Genomic DNA, 17,090 nt, shown 5'->3' with positions numbered 1-17,090 from the left:
TCCCCGAGCCGGGCTTGTCGGTGGACGGATCGCTCAGACCGCGGCGGAGTCCCCGGCGGACGCGGCGTCCCGTTCCGGCTCCCGCGCCGGCGGGTCGGCGGGGCGGCCGGGCAGGAGCAGGCACAGCGGGACGGCGGCGGCGGTGAACGCGGTGGCCCACCGGAAGGCGTCGCCGAACCCCGAGGCCAGGGCGGCGGGCGTGTGGGCGTCGGCGGAGGCGCGCTGCAGGATCATGACGAGGAGCGCGGTGCCCGCCGAGCCGCCGATCTGCTGGGCGAGGCGGCTGATGCCGGAGCCCTGCGGGATCTCCTCGGGCGCGAGTCCGATGTAGGCGGCGCCCAGGATCGTGGTCATCGCGCCACCGAGTCCGACACCGCGCACGAACAGCACGGCCATCAGCACGACGTTGTCGGTGGAGGCGGTGACGAAGGCGAAGGGCAGGGTGGCCGCGCAGGCGAGGGCGCACGCGACGACGGCGACGGGGCGGGCACCGAAGCGGTCCATGTACCGCCCGGCGAGCGAGCGGGAGACGAGGGTGCCCACCCCCTGCGGGATCAGGAGCAGCGCGGCGCCGAGCGCGTCCGCACCGCGTACCTGCTGCCAGTACAGCGGCAACAGCAGCATCGTGCCGTACAGGGACGCGCCGGACAGGAAGACCAGCACCGACGACGAGGCCAGGGCGCGGTGACGGAACAGGCGGATGTCGACCAGGGCGCGCGGTCCGCGCCGCAGCGCCCAGCCGACGTAGCCGAGCAGGAGGGCGAGTCCGGCGAGGAGGGGCAGCCACACCGCGGGGTCGGCCGGCCCCCGCGAGCCGCCGATCCGGGACAGGCCGTAGATGACGGCGGCGACGCCGGGCGAGAGCAGCAGCATGCCGACGACGTCGAGCCGGGGACGGGAAACGGGCCGGTCCCGGGGCAGGTCGCGGGCGGCGAGGAAGGCGCCGACGACGCAGAAGGGCACGTTGAACAGGAAGATCCAGCGCCAGTCGCCCAGGTGCAGGATCACCCCGCCGAGCACCGGGCCGAGCACCGGTCCCAGGGCCGCGGGCACGGTGATCAAGGCCATCACCCGGCCGATGTTGCGGCCCTTGGCGGCCTGCATGATCAGCGTGGTCATCAGCACCATCATGATGCCGCCGCCGAAGCCCTGGACCACCCGGAAGGCGATCAGGCTCGGCGCGTTCCATGCCGCGGCACACAGCAGCGAGCCGACGAAGAACACGCCCAGCGCCGCGATCCACAGGCGTTTGCCGCCCAGGGCCGCCTGGAGCCAGCCGACGGCCGGCATCACGGTGGCCAGGGCCAGCAGGTAGGCGGTGCTCACCCACTGGACGGTGGACACCGAGGCGTGCATCCGCCCGGCGAGGTCGTCGATGGCGACGCTCATGATCGTGGCGTCGAACATGACCGCGAGCGCGCCGATGATCAGGGTGAAGGTCAGCCGCCGCAGGGCGGGGTCGATGCGGTCGGGGTCGGCGGGGTCGGTGGGATCGGTGGGGTCGGCGGCGGGTGGCGACTGGGCGCCCGAGGCGGTCATGGACGATGCTCCTTAAGAAAGGGCCTCTATCTTACGATTCTCAGCGTAGGGCGCCGCGATAAGATAGGCAACCTATCCAATGAGGACGAGGAGGTCGCGGATGACCGAGCGGCGCCGCGGGGCGGCACTGGAGAAGGCGCTCCTGGACGCGGCCTGGGCGGAACTCACCCTGCACGGCTACGCCAAATTCACCGTGGACGCCGTGGTCAAGCGGGCCGGCACCAGCCCGCCGGTGCTGTATCGCCGCTGGTCGGACCGCGACGAACTGGTCCGGGCCGCCATCGCGCACACCATGAAGGAGGCCCGGCTGGCCATCCCCGACACGGGCAGCCTGCGCGAGGACGTGCTGACCCTGATGCGCGAGATCAACAGCACCCGGGCCGAGTTGGCCACCATCGTGATCGCGCACCTGGCCGCCCACTACCAGGCGACGGGAATCCGCCCCGGCGACATCACCGACCCGCTCGTGACCGGCCGCAAGGAGGCCGTCGACGTCCTCTTCGCCCGAGCCGTGGACCGCGGCGAGATCGACCCGGCCCGCCTCACCGAGCGGATCAAGTCCCTCCCGTTCGACCTGCTGCGCCACGAATTCCTGACGACCTTCGCCGCCGCCCCCGACCGGGCCCTGGAAGAGATCGTCGACGAGATCTTTCTTCCGCTACTGGTCGGCGATGCCGGCGGCGGGGCGAGTGCCGGTCGGGTGTAGGGCGTCGAGGATCAGGGTCAGGCCGTAGGCGAATTCCCCGGCCGGGTCGTAGTCGGGGGTTCGGGCCAACTCCGTGGCCAGTTCGGTCAGATGCGGGTAGGTGTCGGCGGGGAGGTCGTGCAGGAATTCGTCGGTGATCTCGGTCAGGTCCGCCGTGCCGGCGAACGGCAGGCTCAGTTCCTGGATGACGTATCCGTACACGTAGCTGTCGATCAGGGAGACGGCGTGCGCGGTCATCGGGACGGAGAAGCCCGCCGTGCGCAGGGCGCCGACGACGGCGTCGTGGTGACGCAGGGTCGCGGGGCCCGGGTGGGCGCGGGAATCGAGGAGGGCCACCGCCCAGGGGTGGCGGCGCAGCGCCGTGCGGGCCGAGGTCGCCCGGTGGCGCATGGCGGCTTTCCAGTCGGTGCCGAGCGGCGGTAGGTCGATCTCGGCGAAGACCGCGTCCACCATGCCGTCCAGGACCTCCTCGCGACCCGCGACGTGGTGGTAGAGGGACATCGCCTCGACGCCCAGGGGTTCGGCGATGGCGCGCATGGTGAGGGCGGCCGTGCCCTTCTCGTCGGCCACCGCCATCGCCGTGGCGATCACCCGCTCGCGACTGAGCGGCGTGCGGGTCGAACGGCCGCCGCGTCGCCTGGCTGCCTCCGTCATGCACCCCTCCTTGTTCGTTGCCGTTGACCACCTTACGACATAAGGCTAACTTGCCTTACAAGATAAGGTCGGCATTGCGACGAAGGGTTGCGCCATGGGTGCGGAAGGCATGAGGAAGGTCTGCGTCGTCGGAGCCTCGGGCAAGCTCGGGCAGTACATGGTTCGGCGGTGCCTGGAGCGCGGCTACGAGGTGGTCGGTGTGTGCCGGGAGCAGAGTGTGCCGAAACTGGCCGCGTTCGACGGCAGGATGACCGTCGTTCCCGGGCCCACGAACGACCCGGACGTGATCCGGCGTGCGGTCGAGGGGTGCGATGGGGTGCTGACGGTGCTGGTGCCGTGGGGTGTGCGGCAGTACGCGTCCGGCACGGCGCAGGCGGTGCTCGACCACGCCCGACCGGGCGCGCGCCTGGTCTTCTCCTGCGGTTGGCACATCACGCGCGACGGCGAGGACCGGTACTCGCGGATGTTCACCCTGGGCGTGCGGATCGCCACCGTGCTGGGCAGGCTCGTCCGGGCCGTGGAGATCGACGACCAGGTCGAGGCGTGCCGGCGGGTGTTCGACAGCGACACCCGATGGACGGTGGTGCGCGGCAGCACCCTGAAGGAGGGGGACAGCGAGGGCCTGCCCGTGTGGAGCCGGCACGTGGGCGACCCGGTGCTGGCCAGCGACCGCACCCGCCGGGTGGACTTCGCCCTGTTCATGGTGGCGGCGCTCACCGACGACGAACTCGTCCGGGAGGCGCCGGCGATCGTCGGCTGCCGGACCCCCAGCGCGCTCGCCCACGCGCGCGGCCCGGCGTCGGGCGGGTGAACGCCGGGCCCCGCGTGGCCGGTTCGTGCACCGGCGAAGCCGCCGCCACGCGCGGGTCAGATCGGCTCCGGAACCAGCATCAGTCCTCTCGGGCCGGGGATGGGCTCCCGTAGGGATGTTCGCACCCGCGTGTCGGGTCGCAGGGTCAGGCGCCACGAACCGCCGACCGCCACCAGCGTGGCCATCATCTCGGCGACGGCGAAGTTGTCGCCGATGCACTTGAACCGGCCACCGCCGAAGGGCACGAAGGAGTGCCGCGGCGGTTTCCAGTCGCTGCCCGGGAGCCAGCGCTCCGGGGAGAATGCCTCCGGCCGGCGGCAGAAGCGCGGGTCGGTGTGCAGGGAGTGCTGGCTGTACGCGGTATCGGTGCCGCTCGGCAGCATGAAGCCACCCAACTCCACGGCCGCCGTGGTGCGTTGGGTCACCAACTGCACCGAGTGCAGGCGCATCGCCTCGTACATCACCGCCCGCGTGTACGGCAGCGCCCGGGGATCGGTCGACGTCGTCACGGCGTGGCCCGGTTCGGCGGTCCCCGCGATCCCGGCGATCTCGGCGAGCATCCGCCGCTCCGCTCCCGGGCGCAGGGCCAGGTGGTACCACGCCCAGGACAGCGTGGTCGGGACGTTCGCCACCCCGCCGATCAGCATCGCGATGACCTCGTCGCGGATCAGGTCGTCGGCCAACGGCCGCCCCGTGTCCGGGTCGCGGGCGGCGAGCAGGTGCGCCACCACGTCGCCGCCGCCCTCCGGGGACCGCTCACGGCACGCGGCGACGGCCTCGTCCACCAACGCGCGCATCCGGGCCATGGCCTCGTCCCCGCGCCGGACGTACGGCAGCGGCAGCCGATCCACCACCTTCGGCAACATCGGCCGCTCCACCGCCGCCCGCTCGATCACCGGCAACACCCGGTGCAATTGGGCCAGGACGCCCTCGGGCAGACGGTTGGAGAACAGGGTCTCCGCCGTCACGGCCACCGAGAGGGCCTTCATCACCTCGAGGACGTCCACCGGTCGGCCCGGCTTCCAGTCGGCGCACGACTCCTTCGTGCGCCGATGGATCGAGGCCACGTGCCGCTCGATGTGCGCCGGGGTGAACGCCTTCTGGATGACCCGCCGTTGCCGGTGGTACAGCTCCCCGTCGGAGGTGATCACGCCGTGTCCGAGAAGCGGGATCATGCGTTCGAACTGTTTGCCCCGCCCGAAGCTGCGGCCCTTGGACGACTGCACCTGATGCACCAGAACGGGGTCGGTCACCACGTACACCGGCGCGGTGCCCAGTCTGATCCGCACCAAGGGCCCCACCCCGGGCAGTGATTCGAGGAAGCGCAGCCGACGACCGGCCAGGAGGTGGAGGTGTCCTACGCCGGGCAGAGCGCCCGGTGCGGTGGGTACGTCCTCGATGGTGTGCACACGCCATCCCTTCACGTCGGGCCAGGCTGCCGGTGACCCCCACCACTGTGCCGAGGGGATCGCCGGTTCGGCAGGGTGCACCCGACCGACCTCCTCGCGCCGTGAATTCGCTACCTCGCACGCCCTTACCGGCCGTGCCGGGCGAACGCTAAGCATGGGACGGCGAGCTCGCGAACCGCTCCCGAAACCCGCGCACGCCGCCGCCCTCGCCCGCCCCGACACGGGCGACGGCACGGGCGAAGGCAACGGCACCGCCCGGAACCGAACGCACCACCAAGGAGGGCTTCATGACCACCCTCACCCCACCCGGCGTCCCACCCGTGGCCCGCAGGGTGCTCCCGATCCTCGGGCACACCCTGCCCATGTGGCGCGACCCGATGGCGTTCCTGCTGGAGCAGCACGCGGTCGCCCCGATCGTACGGCTGCGGCTCGGCCCGAAGGTCGCCTACCTCATCACCCGGCCCGACCTGGTCCGCAAGGCGCTGGTCACCGAACAGCACCGGTTCGACAAGGGCGGCCCCTTCGTCGATACCGCCCGCACCCTGATCGGGGACGGCCTCGGTACCTGCTCCGCCGCCGACCACCGCTACCAACGCCCACTGATGAACCAGGCGTTTCGACAGCCGAGCATCGTCTCCTACACCCACGCCATGACCGAATGTGCGCGGGACGTGGTCGACTCGTGGCAACCCGGGCAAGTCGTCGACGTATGCCGGGAGATGCGCCTGCTCGCGTGCCGGGCGCTGACCCGCACGCTGTTCTCCGATCCGGCCCAGGCGCATCTGACCACCCGGATCGAAGAGGCGTATACCGTGCTGATGCCCGGCATGTGGTGGCAGATGGTGATTCCCGTCGCCCTCGTGCACAAGGCGCCGATCCCGGCCAACCGCCGCTTCGAAAAAGCCCGGATCCAGGCCCGTTCGCTGATCAAGCGCATGGTCGAGGCCTACCGCGTGCGCGACGCCGACCGGGTCGACGGCCTGTCCACGATCATGGCCGCCGAGGACGAGCGCGGTCGCGCGTTCACCGACGACGAGGTGTGCGACCAGATCGCCACCTTGATGATCGGTGGAATCCCGGCCACCGCCGACCTGTTGGCCTGGACGTTCGGCGTTCTGGCCCACGACGGCCCACTGGAGCAGAGCCTGCACGACGAGGTGGACACCGTACTGGCCGGCCGCATGCCCGGCTACGACGACATCCCGCGCCTGCCCCTGCTGAGCCGCGTCCTGACCGAAACACTGCGCCTGTATCCGTCGGTGTCGGTGCTCAGCCGGCGGGTCACCGACTACATCACCCTCGACGGCATACACCTGTCCCCGGGCGACGAGGTGATGTTCAGTCCCTATTGTCTGCACCGGGACGCGAGCGTGTTCCCCGACCCCGACCGCTTCGACCCCGACCGCTGGTTGCCGGGAGCGGTGACCCAGGCCCGGCGCGAGGCGTTCATTCCGTTCGGATCCGGCACCCGCAAGTGCATCGGCGATTCCTACGGAATCACCGAGGCCACCCTGGCCGCCGCGAGCATCATGTCCAGGGTCTCGCTGGCCCGGATACCCGGCGCCCCCACGCCGAGGCCCCTGCTGCGCATGACGCTCTCCCCGGTCCCCCTGGAGTTGACGGTAGAGCCACGCGGTCCGCGGACCCCGGCACCCGAGGAGGCGGCCGATGTACCGACCGACGAACCCGCGACGCCCCACTGCCCCGTCCACCCCGCCGCCGGCGCCACGTCCTCCGACGGCGACTGACCCGGCACACCCGGCGGCCCGGCTCACCGCGCCGCACCTGTGGTGCCCGGTGGAGCCGGCCCGCCACCCGGACGAGCGCGAGGTGATCGAGCGTACGCTCGCGTGGATGCGGCGGTTCGGATACGTCACCACGAGTACCGAGGAAGCGGCGGCGCGCGCGGCGCAATTCGGCGAACTGGGCGCGCTGACCTATCCGCACGGCGACCCGGAAGGAGCGGTGCTGGCCGCGCAGTTGATGGTGTGGCTGTTCCTCCAGGACGACCGCTTCTCCGAACTGGCCCCCGCGCAGGGCCGAATCGAGGACCTGGCCGATCACATCCTGTGGTCCCAGCGGGTCCTGCACGGCGGGACCGAGGCGGTGCCCGAACCGTATCTGGAAGCCCTGATCGACCTGCGCACCAGGCTCGTCCGGATGGCGGTGGACGCGGAACAGGTGGAGCGCTTCGCCGACGGCTTCAACCGCTACCTGGGGGCGGTGGCGGCGGAGGCGATCTATCGGGCCCGCGGCATCACCCCGAGCCTGGGGCAGTACGTGCGGCTGCGTGAGTCCACGATCCTGATGCGCGGCATGTGCTTCGTCGTCATCGAACTGGCCGACGACTGCTACCTGCCGGGCCCGATCTGGGCCGCCCGCGAGGTCCGTCGCTGTGAACAGGCCGCCGCCCGGGCCATCGCGTACACCCACGACATCCTCTCCGGGATGCGCGAGTTGTACTGGCCCGGCCACACCAACCTGATCACCGTGCTCGCCGACCACTTCCACTGCCCCCTCGACGAGGCGCTGCGCAGGGCGGTGTACATGTACGAGGACCAGATGCGCCGCTTCGATCGACTGGCCCGACCCCTCCTGGAATCGGGCGACGCCCGCCTGGCCCGATACGTGCGCGGGATGGGCGCCTGGATCCGCGGCAATCTCGACTGGTCCATGAACTGCGGTCGCTACCACGTCACTTCCCCGCGACCACCGGACAACCTGCCCTCTCTCTTCGGTACCTGAATCCCGCTTGTCCAGGCCCGCCGACGCCGATGTCGCAGCGATCGGCCATCATGTGACGCGGCCGTAGTCTGCGACCGGTCGAGCCCGCCGCAGGGAGGTGGGCAGGCGGCCCGGTCCGCTACCGAAGACCGGGCCGTCCGGCGGCCGCCCGCGGGGCGAACCGACCGCCCGGGTCCGCCCGTTCGCCGCTCAGGCCACCAGTACTCGTTCGGCTCGGAGCAGGGCGGCCATCTCGACGCAGCGGCGGGTTTGGATTCGGGCCAGGTCGAGGGACAGCAGGGTCGGGTCGTCCGTGGCGGATGCGCGGGCGGTGAGTCCGGTGGGGGTGGCGATCGACCGGCGCGGGCCGAGGGTGTCGTTCTCGGGGGACCGGGGACGGATTATCGCGAAGCTGCGCATCAGGCCGCCGTGGCGGGTGTCGGGGGCCGGGGTGGTGACGAAGACGCCGAAGACCTGCTCGCAGGACCGCCGCCGCCAGGAGTCGCGCATGTCCCGGGCGGCCGCGTCGGTCGCCGACGCGGCCGCCGAGCGGGTGAGACGGCGCAGCAGTGCGACGACGTCGCCGTCGCGTGCCGGTGCGCCCAGGATCACCACGTCGGGCCAGGTCAGGTCGCCCACCGTCGCGAGCGGGTCGGCCTTGGTCCCGTCCCGTGGCGCGGCCGGTTCCGCCTCGGGGAGTCTGCGCAGCCGGATGTCGGCGCCCGTGTTCCAGGCGACCGCGGCGACCGCGTCGGCCAGCGCGCGTACGCACGTGTCGGTGTCGTGATAGATCACGGTGACCTTGATGCTCATGTCGTCTCCCCGTATCGGATGTCCGGAAAGGCCGGTGCCTTCCCGGTCTGTCGGCCAGTTCATGATCAACGGGCACTCGTGCGTTCTGCCGGCCACTTCACGCTAGGCGCGGGCGCGCCGTGGTGCCGATGGCCGTTCACGCCACGAAGCGGACTCCCGGCGCCACCCCCGGTCCGGCCGTCCGCCGAGGGGACGGACGGGGACGTCCGACCCGCCGGCGCCCGGGGCGACCCGGTCCCCGTGACCCGTCGCCGGCGCGTCGGCCGCCCTCGCGCCGCCGGACCTCGCTCCGTTCGTCCACCGCACTCCCGAGCCGTCCTCGATCAACGCACACCAGCACGTCCGTGAAGTGAACCGCCGGACAACAAACGGCATTCGACACCCGACGAGGGCCCGGGTCGGCGGCGCGTCGACGACCCGCCGCGAGCGACCCCCGGTGTACCCGCGTCGACCGCGGCGAGCGGCTGCCGCGAACGAATCGGATCCGGGCACCCGCGTGGGCTACGGTCACTGTGCCCGGCCCACCGGACCCGGGCCCGCACACACCCGAACCGGGCGAACCCGAGCCCACCGGCCCCGAGTCCCGCCCCGACCGAGCCGCCCACCCCCGACTCGCCACCGACCCCCACCCCGACCCCCCCACCCCGCCGACCGCACCCAGGAGAGCCACCGATGGCGTTGGACCCGCTGGACAGCCGGATCATCACCGCGCTCATCGAGGACGCGCGTTCGACCTACGCCGAGATCGGCACCCGGGTCGGCCTGTCCGCGTCCGCGGTCAAGCGCCGGGTGGACCGCCTCCTCGCCTCCGGCGTGATCACCGGCTTCTCCGCGTCGGTCGAACCCGCCGCGCTCGGGTGGACCACCGAGGCGTTCGTCGAGCTGTACTGCGTCGGGCGTACCTCGCCCAGCGAGATCGGGCGCGCGCTGGCCAAGTTCCCCGAGGTGGTCTCGGCCAGCACCGTCACCGGCGACGCCGACGCGGTGATCCACCTGCTCGCGGCCGACGTACAACACTTCGAGCGAGTCCTGGAGCGGATCGCGGCGGAGCCCTTCGTGGTGCGTTCGAAGAGCTGTGTCGTGCTTTCGAGGCTGGTCAGGCGCAATGGAACGACGTGGCAGGGAGTGGAGACGCAATAGATCGCCACGAACGCGCATGATCACGCTCTTGGCCGGATCGCCCGCCCGTACGTAGTGTTTGAGCTGCCGGTGCGGACCCCCGGCGCCCCGAATTCCGTCGTCGCGACCCCGCCGCCCCCGGGCGGGGACGCCGCGCGACCGCGCCGAGAGAATGCCGAGCACCGCCATGCCGACGTCGAGCACCCCCATGTCCATGTCCATGCACCGGTACGACCCCGCGCTCGCCGACCTGGTCTTCGACTACATGCGCGAACGGCTCGCCCTGGACCCGGTCCCGCTCGACCACCCCGGCCGCAAGGACAAGCTCGACCGCGCGCTCGACGGCCTGATCGGCGCGCGGGGCAACGACCCGGGCGAGGTGCTGGCGATCTACGCCGACCGACTCGCCCCGGCGGTGATCTCCTGCGACAGCCCGCGCTTCCTCTCCTTCATCCCCGCCGCGCCGACCAAGGCCGCGCTGCTGTTCGACATGGTCGTCTCGTGCGCGTCGCTCCAGGGCATCTCGTGGCTGGAGGCGGCCGGTGCCGTGGCCGCGGAGAACCAGGTGTTGCGGCTGATCGCCGACCTGGCCGGGCTGCCCGCGAGCGCCGGCGGCTGCTTCGTCAGCGGCGGCTCGGCGGGCAACCTGTCCGCGCTCGTGGTGGCCCGGGACATGGGCCGGCGGCGGACCGGGACCGGCCCGCGGGACCGGCTGCGGATCGCGGTCAGCGATCAGGCGCACTCCTCGATCGGCAACACGCTGCGGATCATCGGCATGGACGCGCTCGTCGTCGAGACCACCGACCACCGCCTCACCGGCGAGGCGTTGCGCGCCGCGCTGGCCGCCGACCCCGAGGCGCACGACGTGGTCGGCGTGGTGGCCACCGCCGGCACCACCAACGCGGGCATCATCGACGACCTGGCCGGGATCGGCGCGGTGGCCCGCGAGCGCGACCTGTGGTTCCACGTGGACGGCGCGTACGGCGGCGCCGGGCTGCTCGCGCCGAGCGTGCGGGCCCGCTACGACGGGATCGAACTCGCCGACTCGTTCGTCGTCGACCCGCACAAGTGGCTGTTCGCGCCGTTCGACTGCGCGGCGCTGATCTACCGCAACCCGGGCCCGGCCCGCGGCGTGCACACCCAGGACGCGTCCTACCTCGACGTCCTGCACACCGACGCGCCCGAGGAGTGGAACCCGACCGACTACGCGTATCACCTCACCCGGCGCGCCCGCGGCCTGCCGCTGTGGTTCTCCCTCGCGGTGCACGGCACCGACGCGTACACCGAGGCCATCGAGACCGCGCTGACCCTGGCCCGGGACACCGCCGAGCTGATCCGGGCCACCCCCGACCTGGAGCTGATCCGCGACCCGGAGCTGTCCGCGGTGCTGTTCCGGCGCACCGGTTGGCGTCCGGACGACTACCTCGACTGGTCTCGGCGACTGCTGGCCGGTCAGGTCGGTTTCGTCACCCCGACCGGTTGGGAGGGGGAGACCGTGGCTCGCTTCGCGTTCCTGCACCCGGGTACCACGATGGCGATGGTCGAGGAGATCCTGGCCACGATGAGGTAACGCAGTGCGGCCTGCCGCTCGCGCGTTCGGGTCGCCGTGGCCCAGACTGGAAGCCGATGGGACGGCTTCGGGGGCCGGGCGCCCGATCGGCCTCGGGGCCGGAGAGGACAGGCGTGGCGCTGGACGAGTACGCGGACCCGCCGATGATGGTGCCGGAGGTCGACGCCGTGACCGGCGCGGTGGCACGACTGGTGGGTACACGCGCGGGGGATGTGCGGGATGTCGGCGCCTACGCGGTGTTGCAGGGCCTGCTCGACGGCACACCGGCGGCGGTGGGGGTGATGAGCCCGACCATGCGCTACCTCTATGTCAATCCGGCGCTGGCCCGGATGAACGGCCTGCCGGCCGAGGTGCACCTGGGCCGCACCATCGGCGAGGTGCTGCCCGACGTGGACGCCAAGGAGGACGTGCTCCGGGCGGTGCTGCGCGACGGCGTGGCCCGCGAGGCCACCTCCTCCGGGACCACGCACGCGGGTCCGCCCGGCCGCCGCTGGTGGCACGGCGCCTATCACCGGCTGGAGCACGAGGGCGAGGTGGTCGGTCTGGCGGCCGTGCTCCTGGAGGTGTCCGAGTCCCGGCGCACCCAGCTGGAGCTGGACGCGGCCCGGCGCCGGCTCGCGGTCCTGGACGCCGCCGCCACCCGGGTCGGCACCACCCTCGATCTGGTCGAGACCTGCGAGGAGTTGGCCGAGCTGTTCGTCGCCGAGCTGAGCGACGTGGCCACGGTGGACGTGTTCGCCGTCGAGGGCGCCAACGGCACCCCGCACCAGCCGCTCGACCTGGTCCGGATGTGGCGCGCCGCGCTGTCGCATCGGCCCGGCATGGCCGAACAGGCGGCGATCCTGCGCCAACCCGGCGAGAACGTGGACTACCAGCAGGGCTCGATGGTGCCGCGCGCGCTCAGCGAACGCAGCCCCGTGGTGGTCAACCGCGCGGCCGACGAGGAGATGGCCCGGCAGGTGTCCAGCCCGGACCGGCTCGCCGTGTTCCGCTCGGTGGGCCTGCACTCGGTGGTGGCGCTGCCGCTGGTCGCCCGGGGCAGCGCGATCGGCATGGTCACCATGTCCCGGCACGGCGCGGCCGACGAATTCTCCCCCGAGGACGTGATCCTGGCCCGCGACCTGGCCCGGCGCGGGGCGATCAGCGTGGACAACGCCCGCCGCTACGCGCACGAGCACGACATCGCGCTCGCGCTCCAGCACGCGCTGCTCGCCGCGCCCGACGCGCCGCACCCGGACATCGAGTTGGCCTCGCGCTACCGACCCGCGGGCAGCAGTGTCGAGGTGGGCGGCGACTGGTACGACGCGGTCGCGCTGAGCGGGGGCCGCACCCTGCTCGCGGTCGGCGACGTGATGGGGCACGGCGTACAGGCCGCCGTGGAGATGAGCCAGTTCCGGGCGCTGCTTCGGGTACAGGCCCGCTCCGACCTGGAGCCGCACGAGATCCTGGCCGCGGTGGACCGCACCAGCACCAAGGCGGGCATCGAACGGGTGGCCAGTTGCCTGCTGGTCCTGGTCGACCCGGCGACGGACACGGTCACCTTCGCCAGTGCCGGCCACCTGCCGCCGCTCCTGGTCGGCCCGGGCGACGCGGCCGAACTGGTCGACGTGCCGGTCGGACCGCCGCTGGGCACCGGCTTCGGCGGCTACGGTTCGGTGCGCCGGCGCAGCGATCCGGACCGGGTCCTGGTGATGTACACCGACGGTCTGGTCGAGCGCCGGGGCGAGGACATCGGCGAATCGTTGCAGCGGTTGACCAGGGTGGGACTGACCGCGGAGACGCCGCTGGTGCGCCTGGTGGACACGGTGATCGCCCGGATGATCACCGACAAGCCGGAGGACGACATCGCGGTCCTGGCCGCCCGCAGGCGCCCGGCGGCCCGGGGCGGATCGACCTCGACGCGCTGATCCCCGCCCGCCGGGCGCAACCGGTGCGCGCCGGGCGTCAGTTCGGGTCCGCGGCGGGGCGGGTCCAGGTGTGTCGGGTGCCGGTCACGGTGACCCGGTGGCGGGGTTCCGGGGGCGGTGCGGGGGTGGGCGGGGTCGGGATCAGGGCGCCCGCGATGGTGTCCTCGAAGCGGCGGCGGATCGGACCCCAGCGGGCGTTGTGGCGCGCGGCCCGGGCCTGGGCGCGGCGGAGCTTTCGCGGGCGGTCGCGGTAGCGCCGGCGGGCCCACGGGGAGCCGGGACGGGCCAGCCGGATCGCCGCGACGATGTTGACGACCGGGACGAACACGCCGATCACGCCGGTACCGACCTTGCCCTTGGCGAAGGTGATCGCGGCCATGGTGATGTCCAGGAGCAGCACGATCAGCCACACCACCCGGTCGTCGACGCTGTCGCCCTCGGGCCGCGCGTCGAAGGGCACGAACCCGCTCGCCGCCAGGCCGACCGCGGCGATCGTCAGCACGGTGGCCTCGATCGAGATCCGGCCCTGCTCGGACCAGTACACGTCGGCCAGGTGCACGATCATCCCGAACTCGTCCAGGACCAGCCCCGCGCCGATCCCGAGCAGCACCCCCGCGACTGCGCGGCCGACCAGGTGTTCGCCGGTCCCGACGCCGACGAAGCCGCCGATCAGGGCGAGCACGATGCCCGGGACCACGTGGTGGATGTGCACCCCGCCGCTGTCGAGGTTGCGGAACGGGCCGCGCCCGGCCCGGATCAGCCGGGTGATGGTGCGGGTGATCAGGAAGGTGAGCAGCAGCGACGCGAACGCCAGCGCCATCGGCAGCCGGCCCTCGCGGATCATGGTGTCCTGCCACCATCCGGCCAGTTCCGGGTGGGTCGTGTGCGCCGCCGGCATCGGCCCTCCTCCTCCGTGTCGGTGCTCCGGTTCCCCCTCGGGAACGGGCTACCGACGCCGAACAGGTGAACCGGGGCCCGCCGGCGCGCGGCGCGGTGACCAAGTGGGCGGGCCCCTCGTTGGGTGGGGCATGATCAAGCGCATCACCGCGGCCGCTCTGGCCGGCACCGCTCTCGCCGTGACCTTCGGCGCGTCCGCCGCCTCCGCGCAGGAGCCCACTCCGAACACCGGCCGGGTCGCCGGGGTTCCCAGTGCGGTGTATCCCGACGGCCTCAACAACCTGAACCAGGTCAACCAGCTCGCGGGCACGCTGCCGCTGTAGGCGCGTGCTCCGCGTCACGGGCGGGCGTGGTGTCCCGGTCCGGCCCCGAGCGGGGACACCACGCCTCCGGGTCCGGCGGGCTCACTCGTCGTCCAGGGCGCGGCGCAGTTCCTCGCTCTCGCGGTTGGCGGCGGCGAGGTCGTCCATCATCCGCCGGGTGCCCTCGGCCACGCCCGCGTCCCAGATGCGGCGTACGAGAGCGCTCGCGCGATCCTGGGGCAGATCGGTCTCGCGCATCAGTAGCTCGGTCAGCTCGATGATCGGGTGTCTGGGGTGCATAGCCCCAGCAGACCCGTCCTCCCGGCGCCCCGCACCCGGGCGCGGCCGGTCGGGGGAGCGGCGCGGCCGCCGGGGCTCGAAGCCGGCCCGGCGGGGCTCAGGGCTTGAGGTGGCTCCAGGATTGCGGGTGGGTGGTCAGCCAGCCGGCCAGGTTCTGCGCCGGGCGGCCGGTGAGCATCGGTACCGCGTTGGAGACCTTGCTCATCTCGCCGGTCGCGATCGCCTCGTAGGAGGTCACCCAGCCGGCCATCTCCCAGGCCGGCGCGTCGTACCGGGCGCGTGAGGCGTAGGCCTCGTCGCGGGTCTCGGGCACGTAGCCGATCGGCCGGCCGGTGAAGCGGGTGAGCACCGCCGCGGCCTCGGTCAGGGTGATTGCCTCGGGGCCGGTGAGGTCGTAGGTGAGGTCGTCGTGCGCGTCGCCGCCGAGCAGGACCGCCGCCGCGGCGTCCGCGATGTCGGCGTGCGCCACCGCCGAGACCCGACCGTCGCCGGCCGGACCGCGGATGATCCCGTCGGGTCCGACCATGGCGGGCAGCCCGGCCAGGTACAGGCTGTCGCGCAGGAAGGTGTGGCGCAGGCCCGAGTCGCGGATGTGCTGTTCGGTGTGCCAGTGGTCGCGGGCGAAGGTGAAGGTGGCGTCGGGGGCGGCGCTCAGGAAGGACACGTAGACGACGCGGTGGACCCCGGCGGCGACCGCGGCGTCCACGACCGAGATGTGCTCGCGGACCCGATCGGCGCTCTCCCGGGCGGAGACCAGGAACAGTGCGGTCGCGCCGTCCAGCGCCCGGCGCATCGCCTCGCCGTCGGCGTAGGTCGCCGGCGGCGCCGGGGTCGCGCCGGTCAGTTCGGGCAGTCGGGACGGATCACGTCCCACCAATCGTTGCGCGGCGCCGGCTTCGGCGAGCCGCCGGGCGACCCGGCCGCCGATCTGCCCGCTCGCTCCGGTGACCGCGATGACTGGTGCCATGACGACGTCCTCTCCCGACTCGCGCGATCGGGCCCCGCCCGGCCGCTCGGCCACCGACCCTACTGCGCGGTTGCCGCTCTCCCGTCGAACCACGCCCATCCGGCGTGCCCGGTTCAGCGCACGTCGCCGAGCGAGCCGAGCATCAGGTCCAGGACCGGTCGCGACCGGTCGAACGCCTGGTGCGCCTGGTCCGGGTACACCGCGGCGAGGCCCGCCGCGACCACGACGAGCAGCAGCAGGAGCAGCCCCTGTCGGGCGGCGGCGCCGAGTCGGCGCACCCCGCCGGGGTCGATGCGCTCGCCGAGACCGGCGCGCTCGCCGGGGATCGTTCGCCCGAGCGGGTCGTCCCGGAGCGTCGCGCCCCGTCGTGCCGCATGTATGCCCGCGTCGCCGGCCATCTCCGCCCTTCCCCCACACACCCGCGCGTTCGCGGGTCGTCGGGAGGGACGGACCGGGAGGGGGCGATGGTTCGTCGCCTTCCGGGTTGTCACCGCGTCGGAACCGATCCGTGACCGACGGGGTGTGTCACTCGTCCCACCAGCGGTCGCCCCGCTCGCGGCGGTTGGCCACGATCGCGGCGAACGGGGGGATCGCCATCGCGACGATCGTCATGCCGGCGGCGGCCGGGAACGACCAGCGGTAGACCACCGTGCCGGCGAGCAGGAACAGCAGCAGGCACACGCCCATCATCACGAAGTAGCGCTTGCGTCGGCGGCGCTGGGACGGGACCGGCCCGTTCGGGGTGGCACCCCCGGGACCCGGCCCGTCCGGGTCGTTGGTGCTCATGCCTTCACGGTACGACTTGTCGTTGCGAGACGACGGGGGCGGCGGGACGGCCGCCGTGGTGGGCCGATGCCCAGGAGTTACCCAGGAATGACAATATTGGTATAGACCTCTGGGGTCGGGACGGTGTTGACTTGCGCTCAGGCGGGACCGCGGGTCCGTGCCGATCGCCGGAAAGGAATCAGTCGCCATGACGACCGTCTCCCCTCCGCACGTCGGCGCGCCGGTCGCCTACCTGCGGTGCTACCCGCGTGACCCGTGGGAGATGGCCGCCCACCGCAACGCGCTGACGGCGTACGCGCAGGGCATCGGGCTGAGCCGGCCGGTGGTGTGTCTGGACAACGGTGTCTCCTCGCGCGAGGAACGACCCGCCCTCGAACAGCTGCTGGCCCATGTGCTGGCCGGCGCCGTCCGTATCGTCCTGATCCCCGGCCTGTGGGTCTTCTCGCTCGACCCCGAGCGCGCCCGCGCCATCGCGGATCGCTTCATCACCGCCGGCGCCGAGATCATCGACCTCCCGGGCCGCTGGCACGAGCACGAGGGACGCCGCGTCGCGAGGTGGTGAGGTGCGTGGGGTGCGTGGGGCGGA

18 protein-coding genes are annotated in these 17,090 nt (G+C 72.6%); 9 read left to right on the top strand and 9 right to left on the bottom strand.

The window, feature by feature from the left end; genetic code table 11:
• Nucleotides 1-33: 33 nt before the first annotated feature.
• Complete coding sequence (locus EMA17_RS11225) at nt 34-1,539, bottom strand: MDR family MFS transporter (RefSeq protein WP_126636795.1); 1,506 nt, start codon at nt 1,537-1,539, stop codon at nt 34-36.
• Nucleotides 1,540-1,639: 100 nt separating this feature from the next.
• Here EMA17_RS11225 and EMA17_RS11220 point away from each other — a divergent pair, with 100 nt between their 5' ends.
• Nucleotides 1,640-2,245 carry a TetR/AcrR family transcriptional regulator gene (locus tag EMA17_RS11220; RefSeq protein WP_126636794.1) on the top strand — a complete coding sequence of 202 codons (606 nt, stop codon included), beginning with the start codon at nt 1,640-1,642 and terminating at the stop codon, nt 2,243-2,245.
• Here EMA17_RS11220 and EMA17_RS11215 read toward each other — a convergent pair.
• Nucleotides 2,198-2,899: a TetR/AcrR family transcriptional regulator gene (locus EMA17_RS11215; protein ID WP_174861344.1), complete on the bottom strand. Its 702-nt coding sequence runs from the start codon at nt 2,897-2,899 to the stop codon at nt 2,198-2,200. The genes EMA17_RS11220 and EMA17_RS11215 overlap by 48 nt on opposite strands.
• A gap of 94 nt (nt 2,900-2,993) precedes the next feature.
• Here EMA17_RS11215 and EMA17_RS11210 point away from each other — a divergent pair, with 94 nt between their 5' ends.
• A complete protein-coding gene (locus EMA17_RS11210) occupies nt 2,994-3,710 on the top strand; it encodes an NAD(P)-dependent oxidoreductase (protein ID WP_126636793.1) in 717 nt (238 codons plus the stop codon).
• A gap of 56 nt (nt 3,711-3,766) precedes the next feature.
• On the opposite strand, the gene EMA17_RS11205 is transcribed toward EMA17_RS11210, so the two are convergent.
• Nucleotides 3,767-5,119 (bottom strand): cytochrome P450, encoded by a 1,353-nt coding sequence (locus EMA17_RS11205; protein ID WP_160161366.1) that lies wholly within the window; start codon nt 5,117-5,119, stop codon nt 3,767-3,769.
• Between the two features lie 287 nt (nt 5,120-5,406).
• Between EMA17_RS11205 and EMA17_RS11200 the strand changes: the two genes are divergently transcribed.
• Both EMA17_RS11200 and EMA17_RS11195 read left to right on the top strand, forming a co-directional pair.
• Nucleotides 5,407-6,867 (top strand): cytochrome P450, encoded by a 1,461-nt coding sequence (locus tag EMA17_RS11200; RefSeq protein WP_126636791.1) that lies wholly within the window; start codon nt 5,407-5,409, stop codon nt 6,865-6,867.
• An 82-nt stretch (nt 6,868-6,949) separates the two neighbouring features.
• Nucleotides 6,950-7,864 carry a terpene synthase family protein gene (locus tag EMA17_RS11195; protein WP_126636790.1) on the top strand — a complete coding sequence of 305 codons (915 nt, stop codon included), beginning with the start codon at nt 6,950-6,952 and terminating at the stop codon, nt 7,862-7,864.
• Between the two features lie 189 nt (nt 7,865-8,053).
• On the opposite strand, the gene EMA17_RS11190 is transcribed toward EMA17_RS11195, so the two are convergent.
• Nucleotides 8,054-8,656: an NADPH-dependent FMN reductase family protein gene (locus EMA17_RS11190; RefSeq protein ID WP_126636789.1), complete on the bottom strand. Its 603-nt coding sequence runs from the start codon at nt 8,654-8,656 to the stop codon at nt 8,054-8,056.
• 672 nt (nt 8,657-9,328) lie between these two features.
• Here EMA17_RS11190 and EMA17_RS11185 point away from each other — a divergent pair.
• The 3 genes from EMA17_RS11185 (at nt 9,329) to EMA17_RS11175 (ending at nt 13,252) form a co-directional block, all read left to right on the top strand.
• The gene (locus EMA17_RS11185; RefSeq protein ID WP_126636788.1) at nt 9,329-9,796 is read left to right on the top strand and encodes an Lrp/AsnC family transcriptional regulator; all 468 of its coding nucleotides are present in this window, start codon (nt 9,329-9,331) and stop codon (nt 9,794-9,796) included.
• 193 nt (nt 9,797-9,989) lie between these two features.
• Nucleotides 9,990-11,345, top strand: a complete 1,356-nt coding sequence (locus tag EMA17_RS11180; protein ID WP_126636787.1) for a pyridoxal phosphate-dependent decarboxylase family protein — start codon at nt 9,990-9,992, stop codon at nt 11,343-11,345.
• Nucleotides 11,346-11,458: 113 nt separating this feature from the next.
• Entirely contained in the window at nt 11,459-13,252 is a 1,794-nt protein-coding gene (locus EMA17_RS11175; RefSeq protein ID WP_246126584.1) for a SpoIIE family protein phosphatase, read from the top strand.
• Between the two features lie 37 nt (nt 13,253-13,289).
• Here EMA17_RS11175 and EMA17_RS11170 read toward each other — a convergent pair whose 3' ends face one another.
• A complete protein-coding gene (locus EMA17_RS11170) occupies nt 13,290-14,150 on the bottom strand; it encodes a hypothetical protein (RefSeq protein WP_371862987.1) in 861 nt (286 codons plus the stop codon).
• A gap of 130 nt (nt 14,151-14,280) precedes the next feature.
• Here EMA17_RS11170 and EMA17_RS11165 point away from each other — a divergent pair, with 130 nt between their 5' ends.
• Entirely contained in the window at nt 14,281-14,472 is a 192-nt protein-coding gene (locus tag EMA17_RS11165) for a hypothetical protein (protein WP_126636786.1), read from the top strand.
• A gap of 81 nt (nt 14,473-14,553) precedes the next feature.
• On the opposite strand, the gene EMA17_RS11160 is transcribed toward EMA17_RS11165, so the two are convergent.
• The 4 genes from EMA17_RS11160 to EMA17_RS55290 form a co-directional block, all read right to left on the bottom strand.
• Entirely contained in the window at nt 14,554-14,751 is a 198-nt protein-coding gene (locus tag EMA17_RS11160) for a hypothetical protein (RefSeq protein WP_126636785.1), read from the bottom strand.
• 97 nt (nt 14,752-14,848) lie between these two features.
• The gene (locus tag EMA17_RS11155) at nt 14,849-15,718 is read right to left on the bottom strand and encodes an NAD(P)H-binding protein (protein ID WP_126636784.1); all 870 of its coding nucleotides are present in this window, start codon (nt 15,716-15,718) and stop codon (nt 14,849-14,851) included.
• A 113-nt stretch (nt 15,719-15,831) separates the two neighbouring features.
• Entirely contained in the window at nt 15,832-16,116 is a 285-nt protein-coding gene (locus EMA17_RS11150; RefSeq protein WP_126636783.1) for a hypothetical protein, read from the bottom strand.
• A gap of 127 nt (nt 16,117-16,243) precedes the next feature.
• Complete coding sequence (locus EMA17_RS55290; protein ID WP_281290476.1) at nt 16,244-16,504, bottom strand: DUF3099 domain-containing protein; 261 nt, start codon at nt 16,502-16,504, stop codon at nt 16,244-16,246.
• A gap of 187 nt (nt 16,505-16,691) precedes the next feature.
• Here EMA17_RS55290 and EMA17_RS11140 point away from each other — a divergent pair, with 187 nt between their 5' ends.
• The gene (locus tag EMA17_RS11140; RefSeq protein ID WP_126636782.1) at nt 16,692-17,066 is read left to right on the top strand and encodes a recombinase family protein; all 375 of its coding nucleotides are present in this window, start codon (nt 16,692-16,694) and stop codon (nt 17,064-17,066) included.
• Nucleotides 17,067-17,090 lie beyond the last annotated feature (24 nt).

This window comes from Embleya hyalina, assembly GCF_003967355.1.
GTDB lineage: Bacteria > Actinomycetota > Actinomycetes > Streptomycetales > Streptomycetaceae > Embleya > Embleya hyalina.
Note: the sequence above shows the minus strand (reverse complement) of the source record. Positions and strands in the feature narration are given on the sequence as shown.